Source organism: Brevibacillus sp. YAE8, from assembly GCF_057543335.1.
The window spans coordinates 88214-102639 of the sequence record NZ_BAAIYG010000010.1 but is presented as its reverse complement, the minus strand read 5'-3'; the positions used below and the strand labels follow the sequence as shown (position 1 = coordinate 102639).

Here is a 14426-nt window from a genome sequence, read left to right as displayed (position 1 = left end):
GTGGGCTTCGATCTCGGCTTAATCATCGCCTTTGCCCTGGCAGGCACCGCTACCTTGTCTGATGTGCTTCGCATCCCCAAAAAGCTGCGCAGTTGGGTAGCCGTTGTCTTGATTGTCGGGCTGTACATGGTCAACCAATGGCTGTACTCGTCGGGCTTTGACTGGAAAACAGCGCTGATGGAAGGCGTAACAGCGGGCTTGGCCAGTGTCGGTATTCACTCGTCCGCGAAGAATACGATCGAGCAAGTCAGCAACAGAAAAAACCAGAAAAACGATTCTCAATCCGCCGTATAGCGCGTCAGCGGCGTATCTGCCAGACCTGAATAATTTTTCTTGGCCGGCACACTCAACACCTCGTCCTCCGGAAAGCGATAGGCGGTCAGCATTCCGCCAAACACGCACCCTTGGTCGATGTTGATTGTGCCGTTTTTTCGTTTCGGCTCCGGGTGGGGATCGTGTCCCCAGACGATAATCGGGCTTGTCACTTTTCGTTCCTTGGCCCACTCCCGGCGAATCGGACGGCCATCAGGCCCGGTCCCGGCTACGTCCCCGTAACGGCAAAACGTATAGACAGCCGGCGATTCCATGCCGATGTAGTCATCCTTAATGCCTGCGTGCACGGCAACGGCTTCCAGCTTGTCATGGCGGCGAATCATCATGTGCGATGGCGAGGAGAACAAGAGGCGCCGACTCTGCTCCCGCAAAAGAGACGCTTTTTTCGGCCCGAACTCTTGCTGGTAGAGCCGCAGCTCCTCCTCCACCTTTTCATCGCCATGTGCCAGTGTAACAGGTCTTCCGTCCAGCCAGCGGGCGATTTTCCAGCCGTGATTGCTGTCGACCATCTCCGCCAGCCCGGCTGTGACGTGGAGGTGGAAAAATTGCAGCATCTTGATGGAGTACGGCCCGCGACTTGTAATGTCTCCGAGGGAAAGGAGCTTTCGGCCCTGGGGGTGACGATAGGTGCCGTCCTGGCTCCGTTCGTACCCCAGACGCTGGATCAATTCCATAAACTCGTCGTAACAGCCGTGAACATCTCCGATAATGTCCACGCCATTGTCCGCCGAAAGCACCTTGGAGCGTGTCTGAGGTTTGTGCCTCATAGCCCGTCCCCTCCTTTCCCAATCTGTTACTTACTATCTTTACCACATCCGCAAAAAAAACTCAAAAAAGCCCCTCATAACGAGGAGCATTTTCGCTTTTTTCACGCTGTTAGCCAAGATTATGCGTGTGCACGTAAATGGCCGCCTGTGTGCGGTCCTCGACATTCAGCTTGGCGAGGATATTGCTGACGTGCGTCTTTACCGTTTTGATCCCGATAATCAGCTCGTCGGCAATTTCCTGGTTGGACTTGCCCTGGCCGATCAGCTTTAAAACTTCAAGCTCGCGCGGGGTCAACTGCTCGTGCGGGTGCGATTCCTGTCCGTGCCGGAAACGGGCCATGATTTTTCCTGCCACTCGCGACTCCAGTACAGGCTCTCCTGCTGCAGCCGAGCGGATCGCCTTGGCGATTTCGGCCGCACGCGAAGTCTTGAGCAAGTAACTGAAGGCCCCCGCTTCGATGACCGGATATACTTTTTCGTCGTCGATAAAGCTGGTGAGGACGATGACTTTGCTCGCTGGACAAGCTTCACGAATGCGCCGGGTCGCTTCCACACCGCCAATGCCCTCCATGACCAGATCCATGAGCACGACATCCGGTCGCAGCTCTACCGCCATCCGCACTCCTTCTTCTCCGCTGCCCGCTTCTGCCACCACCTCGATATCATCCTCGGTTGACAAGTAAGCAGCCAGCCCCATCCGCACCATCTCATGATCGTCTACCAGTAATACGCGAATCACAGAAATTTCACCCTTCCCGTTCCGGCTGTGACATCAAGGGAATCCGCACCTCGATTTGCGTCCCCTTGCCGATCGCTGAATAAATCTCCATCGAGCCGCCTACCTCGGCCACCCGCTCCTGCATGCTGCGCAGGCCGTACGACGTCATTTTTTCTCCATCCGGATCAAAGCCGACGCCGTCATCGGTTACCCTGAGCCGCACCTGCTCCTGCAAGGTAAACAGCTTGACCGCAATCTGCCTGGCTTTGGCATGCCGCAGCGTATTGGACAACGACTCCTGCAAAATCCGGAACAGATGATCCTCAATGCCGCTCGGCAAGCCTTCGACGTCTTCAATCTCCCACGTCAGCTCCATCGTATTTTTACGTTCCAGTTCATCCAAAAGTTCCAAGATCGCTTCTTTCAGCGACTTGTTTTGCAGCGTGGCGGGGCGAAGATGCAAGAGCAATGCCCGCATCTCCGCCTGGGCGGCCGCTGCCATTTCTTCCACCAGCTCAATCTGCTGGGCGGCGCGCTGCGGATTTTTCTCCACCAGCCGCCGCATCGCTGCCGTCGTCATGGCGATCGCAAACAACTGCTGACTGACCGCATCGTGCAGCTCGCGTGCCAAGCGCTGCCGCTCCTCGGTGACGGCTGCCTGCTTGACCTGCTCTGCCAGGGCCGCATTGTGATTGGACAGACGCTGCAAGGACGCGACCTGCTCCTCCCACTGCGAGGCCAGCCGATTCAACTGCCAGCCCAGCTCGCCGACTTCATCGACGCCCAAATCCGGCACGCGGTAGGAGAGCATCCCCCGCCCGAGCTTCATGGCGGCTTCCCACAACACGCTGAGCCTTTTCTTGAGCAGGTTCCCGACGATGTAGGAGATAATCAGCGCCACCAGCACACCGACCGGAAGCGACACGACAAACGCCGCCAGTTGCACCAGCCCGTCAGGCTGCGCGGGCAAGGTCACTCCCAAGTAATCTTCCATCCACAAAACGACCTTCGGATCGCCAATCAGGCTGTTGTACCAGCGATGAACCTCCGGCATATCTTTCCACACAAAATAGAGCCAAAAGAAACAAATAAACGAAACGACCACTGCACTTCCGGCAAGCAGGACGCCGTAGCGCACATATTGCCACTGAATACTCGCTAATCGCTGTCGACGCATCCGCCAGTACCTCCTAGATGTACTTGACTTTTATATCGCCGACGAGCAGCGAGATATGCACATTCACTTTTTGAGCCGCCTCTTCGTATTGATCGGAGCGAATCATGACGCTGCGGTTGATTCCGCCCTGACGGTGGCTCAGCACTTCCAGATCGCCCAGACTCAGCTCTGCGTTGACAGAAACCGGGAGATCGACGGGAACGTATATCGTGACATCCCCCACCCAGCCTTCCACAACCAGCACCGCTTCATCCTGCATCAGCACCGCGCGGGACAGGTCTATGACCACATCCCCGATCCCGTGCCACACATGCAGGGCGCTCAGTTCAAAACGTCCCGAGGTCAGATGGTAATCCCCGATCAGCGAGCTGCGAGAATCTTTGGGCAAAATCCGTTCACGGTAGGCAGATTCTCCCTCCTGCTCAGGCAGCTTGCCGCGTGAAGGCTTCCATTTGTTCAAGCTGTCCAGCCATTGGGCAGCTTCCTGGCGAATCCCGCTCGGCTGAGCCGTTTGACTCCCGCCGCCCATGGCGGAAGCTGGCGTCTCATCCGGAGCTGAAAACGGCGGAAGGGGCGGACGATTTCCTCTTTCTTTGGTCTTGCCGCGAATCAATCGAAAGCCAAAATAAATAAACAGGACAGGCACAGCGAGTTGAAACAAATCGTCCACGCCGATGCCAAACCACATATCCAGCGCGATAATGAATCCTAAACAAAACAGAATGCCGCCGCCAATCCGCTTGTTCTGTCCCCACAGGCGAACGCCGAAGTAGACGAGCACCATGGGCCACAGGTCAAACAGACCGAACGAAATAATATGCAAACTGTCTAATAAAAGGCCGATTCCTGTCAAAATAATCAGGACGCCGGCCAACATTGTGTGCAAGCGGGACAGTTTCACAAAAGTCTCCTCTCTTACGCCCCATGCCGATCTTTTTCACTTTGTCCGTTACGACATGTATAAATGAATGCAGGTGGGATATTCAGCAAGGTGAAGTCTGTCTCTACCAAGGAAAAACGCGCCTGCAGCTCAGCCTGGAGTTGTAGCGAATATTGGAATGTAATGAACAGACCGCCTGGTTTCAATACCTTTTGCACTTCGTCCAGGATCGCTGTTCGCAACTCTTGCGGAAAATTGGCAAACGGCAGGCCGGAAATAATGACATCTGCCTTGCCAAGCTCCAGCTCCTCCAAATATTGTCCGAGTCTCGTCGCTTCTTCCCTGACAGGAAGATCAGGAAAGCGTGATTGAAGGATGGATCGAAACTGGCTGTCACGCTCCACAAGCACATAGTCGGTACCAGGATTGATTTTTTGATAAATGGTTTGGGTAAAAGCGCCCGTGCCAGGTCCCAGCTCAAGAATGACATCTGTTGAAGCCCAATTGACGTGGCTCAACATTCGCTCACATAAATACCGAGAGCTGGGGATCACGCTGCCTACACGTCCAGGCTCAGCGATGAACCTTCGCAAAAAGACCATGAAGTCTGCCAAGAATCGTACCTCCTAGGGGAAAAGCAGCCTGCTATACAGGCTGCCTGATTGACACACTCTATTCTACAACCAATCCCCCAGTTCCTGTCCAATCAAGATTGTTCCGGCTGGGCGGACGCTGGTTTTTTCTCCTTCAACGACGCCTTGATGCTGGCAAGCTCCGCATCCAGATCGTCTTTTTCCAGGTCAGACAACGCGCTCTCCCAGGCGAGGTTCGTTTGGCGCCATTGGCCGCTCATTTGTGCCTCCGCCTCCATACGCATCACTTTTTCTTCCATACGAGCGAACCCGCGGCCTGCGGACTGATTGCCAATCCCTGCTACCGCATGATTCACCTGCTTTTGCGTGCGGGCTACTTGTGCCCGTGCCATCAGCGTGAATTTTTTTGCGCGCATTTTATAGAACTCTTCCTTCAGTTCGGCCAGCTTTTCACGCATTTGCGTAGCGGCCTCGGAAGCTGCCAGATAGAGTGTTTCGTACTCGGCTGCACGAGCTTCATACTGCTTTTTGTCCGCAAGAGCGCGGCGGGCAAGCTCGTCTTCCCCTTCTGTCAACGCGAGCTTTACTTGACGGTCGCGCTTTTCGATCAAAGCGTTCGCTTCGTCCAGTTGCTGGCGGAATTTCTTTTCCAATGCTACCTGGCGGGCGACAGCCACTTCGACCTGTCCGATTTCCACTTCCATATCCCGCATGTATTGATTCAGCATAACTACCGGATCTTCCATCGAATCCAGGGCGTCATTTACCGAAGCTACTGTCAGGTCACGCAAACGTTTGAAAATACTCATTTTCAATTCCTCCTCATCATATCACATCGTGTCATTTCATCCAAAAGCTCTCGCGACATGGCTGCTTATGGCTGGCGGCGGGTCATTTCTCTTTCCCACGCGTCCAGCGTGTCTTCTTTTAATACTTTTTGTGCCCACTGACGTTCCCAGGCTGGCGGCGCTTCTTTGGGGACATGGCCGGGGCGCAGTAAGCGATACCCCAGATAAATCACACCAATGGCCAGTAAGCCGTGAAACAGCAGATGGAGCTTGCCGATCAGCATCAGGAACCCGAACAGGAAGATCACGATTCCCCAAAAACGCGAACCGGATTGTCCCATGATTTTTCGAGCGCCGTACAGCATGATGATCGCCGGAATCAAAAGCCCGATCAGATCACCAAAGTCGATTCCTACTTGATCCAGGAGAACCAACCCGCCGATCAGCAAGAGAACTAGCCCGAGCAAAACCTTTCCAGACCGTTCACTCATTGCTCGCTTACCTCCTATCATCTTTTGCGTGTGTGGTGCTTGTTGAACCTTATGGCCTTATTGTAGCCCCCCGCATAGGCTCCCCATAACGGGCGTGCGGTTGGTTTTTCCCTCCGTCCTTGGACGGAGAGCATTTCCTGCCATAATCGGACGAGCCTGCTCCTGCCCTTTTCTCGACCCGGCGCTTGCATTGTCGAAGCAAATCGTTACAGCATCAGACAAAATTTTGTGACAAAAAGGTGAACAAGCGGTTACAAAAGAGGGAAAACGGGAAAAGCGTAGAATCTTCGTAAAGTGCGTGTAAAAAAACATCGAAAATAGCCGAATTCCGCATGTCGGAAACGGGGGAACCAGTTTTTTGGGGTGAATGATTGCATGTTGGCAATCTAGGGCGTCCTTTCGACCGAACCCTTCAGCTAACTTCGTAGGCTCACGAAAGGAGCAGTTTCTTTTGCGCAAGGTGGTACTGTCTTTACTTATGGCCGGAATGCTGGCTATGGGAGCCGGCGCTGCACACGCGGCCGAGGGTGCAACACTCGAAGACGTGGTCAGCGAACTGTATGGCGTCCCTTACAAATCATCCGGTACGTCCAAAAAGGGCTTTGACTGCTCCGGTTTCACACGCTACGTATTTGATGCGTTAGGTGTAGACCTGCCTCACAATTCTGCCGCCCAATACGAACTGGGGACAGAGGTTGCCAAGAAAGACTTGCAGCCTGGAGATCTTGTGTTCTTCAATACAAACGGACGAAGCATCTCACACGTAGGCATCTACATCGGGAATGGCACATTCGTGCATTCGGAATCTGGCCGCGGCGTCGTCAACACCAAGTTGAACGACCCGTACTACTGGAGCAAGCGTTATGTTGGCGCCAAGCGCATCAGCACACCTGTTCTGGAAGCGGCAGCTCCGAAAAAGGAAAACGCGGTGCAAGCTGCATCGTTGTCGGAAAATCAAGCACAAAAGAAGTAGTTCGGCAAAAAATAAGAGCCAGGGACATTGCGTCTCTGGCTTTTTCTGACGAAATTTAGGACCAGGTCTAAAGAGGTGCCCCTACCTATAAGTAAAGATGCATGAATGGACGGATACTTGCCCTTATCATGTGAAAGCATGTTATGATAGACAGGATTAGTTCTTTGTGCCATAGCACCTCATCCACCTATTATATTAGAAGTAACTGGGGGTAATTCCGGTGAAAGATCACATTTTGATCGTTGATGACAACCAGGAGATTATTGAACTGCTTGAAGATATTTTGGAAAACGAAGGCTTCCAGGTTTCCTCGGCGGAAAATGGCGAGGATGCGCTTGCTCTTCTGAGCCAGGGCGAGCGGCCCAACCTCATTTTGCTCGATATCATGATGCCGAATATGAGCGGCTACGAGCTGTGCTCGCAAATTCGCCGCGAATGGGATTTGCCGATCCTGTTTCTCAGCGCGAAAAGCAAGGCGGTCGACAAAGTCGTCGGCTTCGAAATCGGCGCCGATGACTACATTACGAAGCCGTTTGACACCGAAGAGCTGCTGGCTCGCATCCGCGCTCATCTGCGACGCTACGAGCGCATTCGCAAGCATACCGAGGAGCAGCCGGAAAAAGAGACGCCCAGCTCCCCGATCACCGTCCTGAAGTTCAAGGACTTGGAGATCCACAAGGAAACGTACTCTGTCTACGTCAACGGCCAGAAGATTGAGCTGTCCACAAAAGAGTTTCAACTACTGACGTTCCTCGCCGAAAATGCCGGGATCGTGTTCACGCGGGAACAAATTTACGACCGCGTCTGGGGGTACGGCTACGGCTCCCTCAACACCGTGACGGTCCACATCAAAAACTTGCGCGAGAAGCTGGAAACAGAACGACAATTCATCAAAACACAATGGGGGACAGGCTACGTATTCATCGGGGAGAAACTGTAGATGAGTCTTCGCAACAAGCTTTTTCTCTCCTTTATCGCCTTGATTACCCTCAACATCCTGCTGTTCAAATTTGTCTTCCAGGACATCATCATCGACCAGTTGAAAAACGACCGTCACAACCAGTACCAGGCGGAAAAGGATGCGGCAGAAAAGGTCCGGCTCAACCAACTACTGCGCTCCAGCAACTTCAAGGACCCGATCGAGCGCCAGGAACTGGAGAAGCAGTTGCCGGAAGACGTCATGTACCGGATGGTCGTGAAGGACGCGAGCGGCAACACGATTTACCACAGGCCGTCACAAGCCTACTCCTTGAAGCTGTCCCTCCCTTCCACCACGAAAAGCGACCTGAAAGTCGTGGCAGAGTACCATTTTCAGCAGGAGCCTCCCCGTGCGGGAGAGATCGTCGTCTACTTCTACACGGACGATTACGACATGATGGCTACAACCGGAGTCTCCATGATGCTCTGGTTTATTTACGGAAGCCTCGTCCTCGTCGGCCTGCTGCTGCTCGCCCTGTTCCTCCGCTGGATTTTGCGCCCGGTCAATGAGCTGGCCCGCGTCACGCAGGAAATTCGCGAGGGCAAACGGCTTGTGACGTTTACGTACCGCTCGCACGACGAGTTCGGACAGCTTTTTCGCTACTTTGGCGACATGGTCGACGAGCTGCGCTTTTCCGAAGAGAGACAGTCGGAAATGATCGCCTCCATCGCCCATGATTTTCGCACGCCGCTGACCACGATCAAAGGCTACGCCTCCTACATCGGCTCCGGGCGGGTCACGGACCTGACGCGGATTCAGAAGCAAATGGGCAAAATCGAAGTGAAGACGAGCGATCTGGAAAAGCTGCTGGACGAGTTGCAGGACTTCACGGTGCAAAGTACGGAGGTGCGGCTCAACATTAGCCGCATTCACGTGAAAGGATTTTTGAAAGGAATTATCGAGGACTATTTGGCGCGGGTAAAGGAAGCCGGCCTGACGTTTCAATGGAAGTTGCGCGTATCCAATGAGCTGCACATCGAAGCCGATGAAACAAAGCTGCGTCGCGTCATGGAAAACTTGCTGAACAACGCGATTCACTACAACAAGCCGAATGGCTCGATTTTGGTTACATGCGACCAGCGGGAAGGCCACGTGCTGTTTTCCGTCATAGACAAAGGGGAAGGAATCGCAGCCGAGGATTTGCCCAAAATCTTCAACAAGTTTTACCGCGCAGAGAAGTCCCGCAACCGCAACAACGGCGGCACAGGGCTTGGGCTGACCATCTGCCAGAGCATCGTGCGCCGCCACGGCGGAGAACTCACGGTAAACAGCGAACAGGGAATAGGAAGCAGCTTCTCCTTCACCATTCCCTTTTATCACAGTTAGTTTATATAGATTTATTAGCAGTTAATTTATTTTTTATATTTCTCTGCTAAAGTATTTCTTGTAAGCATGTTGCTTTCAGTGATAAATAACCCCCAGTTCGGTATCTGACACATCACGGCGAAACCGTAGTGCAAAGATGCCTCTTTTTTTTGCCTTACTCCCGCTTTTCCAGGCGCATCGGCAGGCCGTTTTTCGGACGCAGCGTAACGAGCGGCTCCGGCTCCACTACATGACCAGGCTCTGCCAGCCGCAGGCGGTAGCGCTGCGCGATCGTCGCCAAAAGCAGGGCAGCTTCCATCAGAGCGAAGTTGTTCCCGATACAAACCCTCGGCCCTCCCCCGAACGGAAAATAGGCATACGTCGGGTTGCGTTTCAGCAGATCGCCCGCGAATCGCTCCGGAATAAACTCATCCGGCTTCTCGTAGTAGCGCTCCAGACGATGCATGACAAACTGGCTCATCATCAGCGTATCGCCAGGCTGATACGTGTGATCGCCAATCTGTACCTCTTCGACCACTTCCCGATTAATCGTCCAGGCAGCCGGATACAGGCGCAGCGTTTCCGAAACGATGAGGCTCGTGTAGGTAAGCTTAGGCAAATCGTCGACCGTAGGCAGCCTGCCGTCCAATACAGTCGCCAGTTCCTCGTGCAGCTTGGCCTCGACATGCGGATGAGTCGCCAACAAATAAAAGATCCACGACATCGTATTGGCTGTCGTCTCGTGACCGGCAACGAAAATCGTCATGACCTCGTCTCTCACCTGCTCGTCTGTCATCCCCTGGCCGTCGTCCTCATCCCGCGCCGCAAGAAGCATCCCCAACAAATCGTCCTGTCTGTCGTCTTGGCTGTTTCGCCGTTCTTCGATCAAGGAATAAATCGTTTGATCCAGCGTTTCATTCGACTCCAGAAACTGTCGATTGCTTTTTGTCGGAACCGACAACGGAATGTCGATAAAGGAGGAAGCTTTGTTCGCCACATATTTCAGTCCGACGTCGATCGCATGTCCGATTTTGTCGGCGCCCTCCTTGATGCTTTTGCCAAACATCGTTTCCGTAATGATCGCCAGCGTCACCCGCATCATATCGTCGTGGATGTCGCGGACTTCCCCTGCTTTCCAGTCCTCCAACAGCTCGACAGCCTGGCGCACCATCGCCTGGCCGTAGCCGGCAATCCGCTCCCGGTGAAAAGCCGGCTGCATCAGTCTGCGCTGGCGCATGTGCTTCTTGCCTTCGCTGGTGAGAATCCCGTCGCCGACGACGGCTCTGGCGACCTGCAAGCCTTTTCCTTTTTTGAAATGGTCTTGCTTGGTCACGAGCACTTCTTTGATCTGGTCGGGATTGGTCAGCAAATAGACATGCCTTTTCGGCCCAAAACGAAAGTGAACGACATCGCCATGCTCGGCAACAGCGTCGCGGATAAACTGCAGCGGGTCTTTGCGAAAAGCAAGCAAATTGCCGGAAATCGGCAAGCCGCGTGGTCCTGAGATTGTCACACCCATGGAAATCCCCCTCATGTGCTTCGATTAGATTACCGATAGTATCCGGCATGAAAAGGAGTTTATGCGAAAAAAAGCCACCTGAAAATTTCAGGTGGCGAAAAAGGCGTACCGTTGTTAGCGTGCGACAGGCTGCTCTGCGCGCAGCAGGCGAGAAGCGATCAAACGCTCCCGCACTTTGATGCCGATCAGCGCGGCGAGCACCGCTTTGATAACGCCTACGACCAAAAACGGCGTAGCGCCGAAGGCAATGGCTTTGTCCCACGGGATATCCAGCACGTATTTGAGCTGAACGCAACCGAAGGCGAGCGTCACGAACATGCCGATCACGTTGGCGACGACCGCATGCTTCAAGGTGAAGCCGAATTTTTCCAAAAAGAGGCCTGTTACATAGGCAGTGGCGATGAATCCGAAAATAAACCCACCCGTTTTGCCGACCAAGACTTGTACCCCGCCGCTTGCTTCCGCAAAGACGGGCAAGCCGACTGCTCCAAGCAACACGTAAATCAAAAGAGCGAGCGTGCCGTAGCGACTGCCCAGAATCGTCGCAGCAAGCCCTACCGCCAACGTCTGCCCCGTGAACGGGACCGGAATGAGCGGCAACGGAACGGTCAGTTGGGACAGCACTGCCGTGACAGCGGCAAAAATGGCGGACAACAAAAGCCATCTCAAACGTTCGTTTCTCATGCGTAATAGCCTCCAATGTTAACTAAAAATATAATAAGGTTAACAAAATGATAATACGCATGAATGAAATTGTAAATCCCTATGTTTGCTTGACGTAGTTTTGCAGACCGGCAAGCGATTGAATCGTGTGCTCGATCAGCAGCCGCAGGTCGTCGATGTTGCCCTCGTCGATCTTGCGGTGAAAGTCCAGCGTCACGCGGTTTTCCCAACTTGGCGGCGGCCATTCGATCCGGTGCTCCGGCAGCTTCGCCGACAGCGTCTGGGTAATGTACGGGCGCTCTCCCCAAATGTCGTTGAGGATCGCCGTAATCTCTTTTGCGCTGTTCGGAATGTCGCCGGGCTTTTCAAGCTGCATGTAAAAATGAATGCAAATCGTGCAGCCGATATGCTCCACGAGCGGCGTTTCCAGTTGCTCCGCGGCTATGTCGCCCAGGCTCGTGCGCAGTTGCATTTGCGCCCGCACGCCCTGGTCATTTTCCGCGTACTCGGCCAGCTTGAAGTCGATCTGGAACAAGCGTTGGAACGTCGCCATATCCATGACGTCCGACCGATTGGTAATCGTGATCGCCCCGTCAAAATCGCGGTCGTACACCGCGCCTTCCAGCACCACTCTGATATTGTCAAATACCAGCGGATGAAACATGGGGTGCCCTCCTTTTGTTCTCACTGCCTGGACCTGTGTTACAGGCCCCGTTTGGTTTTCTGTCACTAGCATGCCTGCTTTTTTGCGCATTTGCAAGCAAGAACAGACTTCCCCATAGCGAAAAGCGCTCCGGGAGTGGTACCATGGGAGGGAACCAACGTCAGAGGTGACAAACATGTTTCTCATCGGAATTTTAGTCGTTGTTGCGATTTTCGGTGAAATTTTTCACCGCTTGAACCCGTGGAAAAAGCCCGAGCCGGCCTATGAGGAGCTGGTCGCGCAAATCAAGGAGGCGGACTGGTACAGAGAGCTTTCTCGCGACGAGGCATGCCGCCGCGTGCTGGAAAACGATCCGCACGTCCAAGCCTACTATGCCAGCACCTACGAAGCCCAGCGCTTGCTGACACAGGAGGGCTTCCAGCTCGGCCTGATCGACTACGTAAAGGAACAGGCCGCCAAGTCCCAGGCCAAACCGCATTGAATGGCAAAGTGCCGCTGCCAGACAAGCAGCGGCTTTTTTGTGGAAAAAGCTTCCGGCGCTTTTCATAAAAGTAGGGGAGAAGCGCATGCGGCACGGTTTGCCCAAATGAGAAAACTTAGGCTATTGGCGCAGCCCTGGGTGCACTGATACCGGATAAGAAGCTGATCGCACAAAAAAGGCATACCCTCTGGCTCCAGCCGTTCGGTACACCTGATCTATGCTGTATTCATCTGCTTACCGTTTTTGGTGGTAGTGCTTGTAGGCGTCGTAGGATGCCTGCTCCTGGCAAGTGAAGCATTCGTTCGCGTAAGACTCAGCCTGCTCGTTGATGGTCTGGCCGCAAGCTGCGCAGCATTTTGCTTCGAGGTTTCGGAAAAACGTAGTGATTGGCGTCATGATTATAACCCCCCGTGTGTTGTTATCTGTATTGTATTACAACAGCGCCTGTTTTATAAAAGTTTGTTATAATACATTACGCCACAATACCTTCTTCTCTCGCTCAAATGCTCCCGTTTGCTCCATTTTTCTCTGTATTCATACATTTTTGCAAATTCGGCATCTGTTGTAACACAATGTTCTTAAATCAACAGGTTAAACAAATACGGATCGTTGGTGATCTCGACATAGCGGATGCCGTGCTGCTTCATCCGGCTAATCAGCGGCTGGTAGTCCTCCTGGCACTTCATCTCGATGCCGACCAGCGCCGGGCCGTTTTCCTTGTTGTTTTTCTTCGTGTACTCAAAGCGCGTGATGTCGTCGTGCGGACCGAGCACCTTTTCCATGAACTCGCGCAAAGCCCCGGCGCGCTGCGGGAAATTGATGATGAAATAATGCTTCAAGCCTTCATGCAGCAGGGAGCGCTCCTTGATTTCCTGCATCCGGTCGATATCGTTGTTTCCGCCGCTAATGATGCAGACGACGTTTTTGCCCGCGATCTGCTCCTTGTAGTAGTCGAGCGCGGCAATCGACAAGGCCCCGGCAGGCTCGACCACGATCGCGCTGCTGTTGTACAGCTCCAGAATCGTCGTGCATACTTTGCCCTCTGGCACGAGCACGATATCGCTCAGCACCTCGCGGCAAATGCTCATCGTCAACTGTCCGACCTGTTTGACTGCCGCTCCATCCACGAACTTGTCGATCTCATCGAGCGTCACGACGTCGTCTCTCTCCAGCGCCGCTTTCATGGATGCCGCTCCCGCAGGCTCCACCCCGATGATTTGCGTATCCGGGCTGATGCCTTTTACATACGTGCCGACCCCTGCCGCCAGGCCGCCGCCGCCGATGCTCATGAAAACGAAGTCAGCAGGCTCCTCCAGATCGTTCATGATCTCCAGCCCCACCGTGCCTTGCCCTGCCACCACCAGCGGATCGTCGAACGGATGGACAAACGTCCGGTCTTCCTGCAGGCAATATTTCATCGCTTCTGCGAACGAGTCGTCAAAAGTGTCCCCGATCAGCACGACCTCCACATACGAGCCGCCGAACCGTTTGACCTGGGAAATTTTTTGGCGCGGGGTCGTCGTCGGCATGAAAATCGTGCCCTGGATTTGCAGATTCTGGCACGAGTACGCGACTCCTTGCGCGTGGTTACCCGCACTGGCGCACACTACTCCGCGCTCGCGCTCCTCTGCGGACAGGCTGCGCATGAAATGGTACGCTCCGCGAATTTTAAAGGAGCGGACGACCTGCAAATCTTCCCGCTTCAAATAGACGTTGCAGCCGTAGCGCTCGGACAGCACGTTGTTTTTTTGCAGCGGTGTCTTCTCCACTACGTCTTTCAATCCGTGGTTTGCCACCACAATTTCTTCCACTCTCACTGTATGCATGACTCTCTGGCCCCTCCCAAACGTTGGTTGTCTCTTTTTTTCATAGAAAAAGCCTCCGCCTCGCCAGCAGCGCTTGGTTTGCGCACGGCTGGCTGAGGCGAAGGCATCGCGGTACCACTCAGCTTCTCTGTCTTCCTCACGAAAAACAGACTTGTAGAAGTTCCACGTGGGGAACTCCCGTCCGGTAACGGAGACGAATCCGTTGTCCTCTACTCACCGCCCGATTGCGGCGGCTTTCCAGAACACTGCTCCAAGGTGATTTTCAAAAC

At 53.8% G+C, this 14426-nt stretch carries 17 protein-coding genes and 1 riboswitch; of the genes, 5 read left to right on the top strand and 12 right to left on the bottom strand.

Going from position 1 to position 14426, the window contains the following annotated elements; genetic code table 11:
• A complete protein-coding gene (locus tag AC27IT_RS14710) occupies positions 1–294 on the top strand; it encodes a hypothetical protein (protein WP_487091874.1) in 294 nt (97 codons plus the stop codon).
• Here the strand turns inward: AC27IT_RS14710 and prpE are convergent.
• The 7 genes from prpE to AC27IT_RS14675 form a co-directional block, all read right to left on the bottom strand.
• Entirely contained in the window at positions 279–1100 is an 822-nt protein-coding gene (gene prpE, locus AC27IT_RS14705) for a bis(5'-nucleosyl)-tetraphosphatase PrpE (protein WP_005827655.1), read from the bottom strand. The genes AC27IT_RS14710 and prpE overlap by 16 nt on opposite strands.
• A gap of 109 nt (positions 1101–1209) precedes the next feature.
• Positions 1210–1839: a response regulator gene (locus AC27IT_RS14700; RefSeq protein ID WP_005827653.1), complete on the bottom strand. Its 630-nt coding sequence runs from the start codon at positions 1837–1839 to the stop codon at positions 1210–1212.
• Between the two features lie 7 nt (positions 1840–1846).
• On the bottom strand, positions 1847–2995 hold the full coding sequence (locus AC27IT_RS14695) for a HAMP domain-containing sensor histidine kinase (RefSeq protein ID WP_283858763.1): 1149 nt from the start codon (positions 2993–2995) through the stop codon (positions 1847–1849).
• A gap of 13 nt (positions 2996–3008) precedes the next feature.
• On the bottom strand, positions 3009–3896 hold the full coding sequence (gene liaF, locus AC27IT_RS14690) for a cell wall-active antibiotics response protein LiaF (RefSeq protein ID WP_005827649.1): 888 nt from the start codon (positions 3894–3896) through the stop codon (positions 3009–3011).
• A gap of 14 nt (positions 3897–3910) precedes the next feature.
• A complete protein-coding gene (locus tag AC27IT_RS14685; RefSeq protein WP_283858762.1) occupies positions 3911–4489 on the bottom strand; it encodes a class I SAM-dependent methyltransferase in 579 nt (192 codons plus the stop codon).
• A 92-nt stretch (positions 4490–4581) separates the two neighbouring features.
• Positions 4582–5277 carry a PspA/IM30 family protein gene (locus tag AC27IT_RS14680; RefSeq protein ID WP_005827645.1) on the bottom strand — a complete coding sequence of 232 codons (696 nt, stop codon included), beginning with the start codon at positions 5275–5277 and terminating at the stop codon, positions 4582–4584.
• Positions 5278–5342: 65 nt separating this feature from the next.
• Positions 5343–5747: a LiaF transmembrane domain-containing protein gene (locus AC27IT_RS14675; RefSeq protein ID WP_005827643.1), complete on the bottom strand. Its 405-nt coding sequence runs from the start codon at positions 5745–5747 to the stop codon at positions 5343–5345.
• Between the two features lie 309 nt (positions 5748–6056).
• A riboswitch (cyclic di-AMP (ydaO/yuaA leader) is annotated at positions 6057–6194 on the top strand.
• Positions 6195–6198: 4 nt separating this feature from the next.
• Between AC27IT_RS14675 and AC27IT_RS14670 the strand changes: the two genes are divergently transcribed.
• From AC27IT_RS14670 to AC27IT_RS14660, 3 genes are all read left to right on the top strand, one after another.
• Positions 6199–6720, top strand: a complete 522-nt coding sequence (locus tag AC27IT_RS14670) for a C40 family peptidase (protein WP_007777201.1) — start codon at positions 6199–6201, stop codon at positions 6718–6720.
• 220 nt (positions 6721–6940) lie between these two features.
• A complete protein-coding gene (locus AC27IT_RS14665; RefSeq protein ID WP_005827638.1) occupies positions 6941–7660 on the top strand; it encodes a response regulator transcription factor in 720 nt (239 codons plus the stop codon).
• On the top strand, positions 7661–9025 hold the full coding sequence (locus AC27IT_RS14660; protein ID WP_005827636.1) for a sensor histidine kinase: 1365 nt from the start codon (positions 7661–7663) through the stop codon (positions 9023–9025).
• 154 nt (positions 9026–9179) lie between these two features.
• Here the strand turns inward: AC27IT_RS14660 and AC27IT_RS14655 are convergent, their stop codons facing one another.
• The 3 genes from AC27IT_RS14655 to AC27IT_RS14645 form a co-directional block, all read right to left on the bottom strand.
• Positions 9180–10523 (bottom strand): cytochrome P450, encoded by a 1344-nt coding sequence (locus tag AC27IT_RS14655; protein ID WP_487091873.1) that lies wholly within the window; start codon positions 10521–10523, stop codon positions 9180–9182.
• Positions 10524–10637: 114 nt separating this feature from the next.
• Complete coding sequence (locus AC27IT_RS14650) at positions 10638–11207, bottom strand: biotin transporter BioY (protein ID WP_487091872.1); 570 nt, start codon at positions 11205–11207, stop codon at positions 10638–10640.
• Positions 11208–11286: 79 nt separating this feature from the next.
• Positions 11287–11850: a hypothetical protein gene (locus AC27IT_RS14645; protein WP_283858761.1), complete on the bottom strand. Its 564-nt coding sequence runs from the start codon at positions 11848–11850 to the stop codon at positions 11287–11289.
• A 175-nt stretch (positions 11851–12025) separates the two neighbouring features.
• Between AC27IT_RS14645 and AC27IT_RS14640 the strand changes: the two genes are divergently transcribed.
• On the top strand, positions 12026–12331 hold the full coding sequence (locus AC27IT_RS14640; protein ID WP_007777213.1) for a hypothetical protein: 306 nt from the start codon (positions 12026–12028) through the stop codon (positions 12329–12331).
• Between the two features lie 234 nt (positions 12332–12565).
• Here AC27IT_RS14640 and yhfH read toward each other — a convergent pair whose 3' ends face one another.
• Both yhfH and ilvA read right to left on the bottom strand, forming a co-directional pair.
• On the bottom strand, positions 12566–12727 hold the full coding sequence (gene yhfH / locus AC27IT_RS14635) for a protein YhfH (protein WP_005827625.1): 162 nt from the start codon (positions 12725–12727) through the stop codon (positions 12566–12568).
• A gap of 182 nt (positions 12728–12909) precedes the next feature.
• The gene (ilvA, locus tag AC27IT_RS14630; protein WP_007777217.1) at positions 12910–14157 is read right to left on the bottom strand and encodes a threonine ammonia-lyase IlvA; all 1248 of its coding nucleotides are present in this window, start codon (positions 14155–14157) and stop codon (positions 12910–12912) included.
• Positions 14158–14426: the final 269 nt, after the last annotated feature.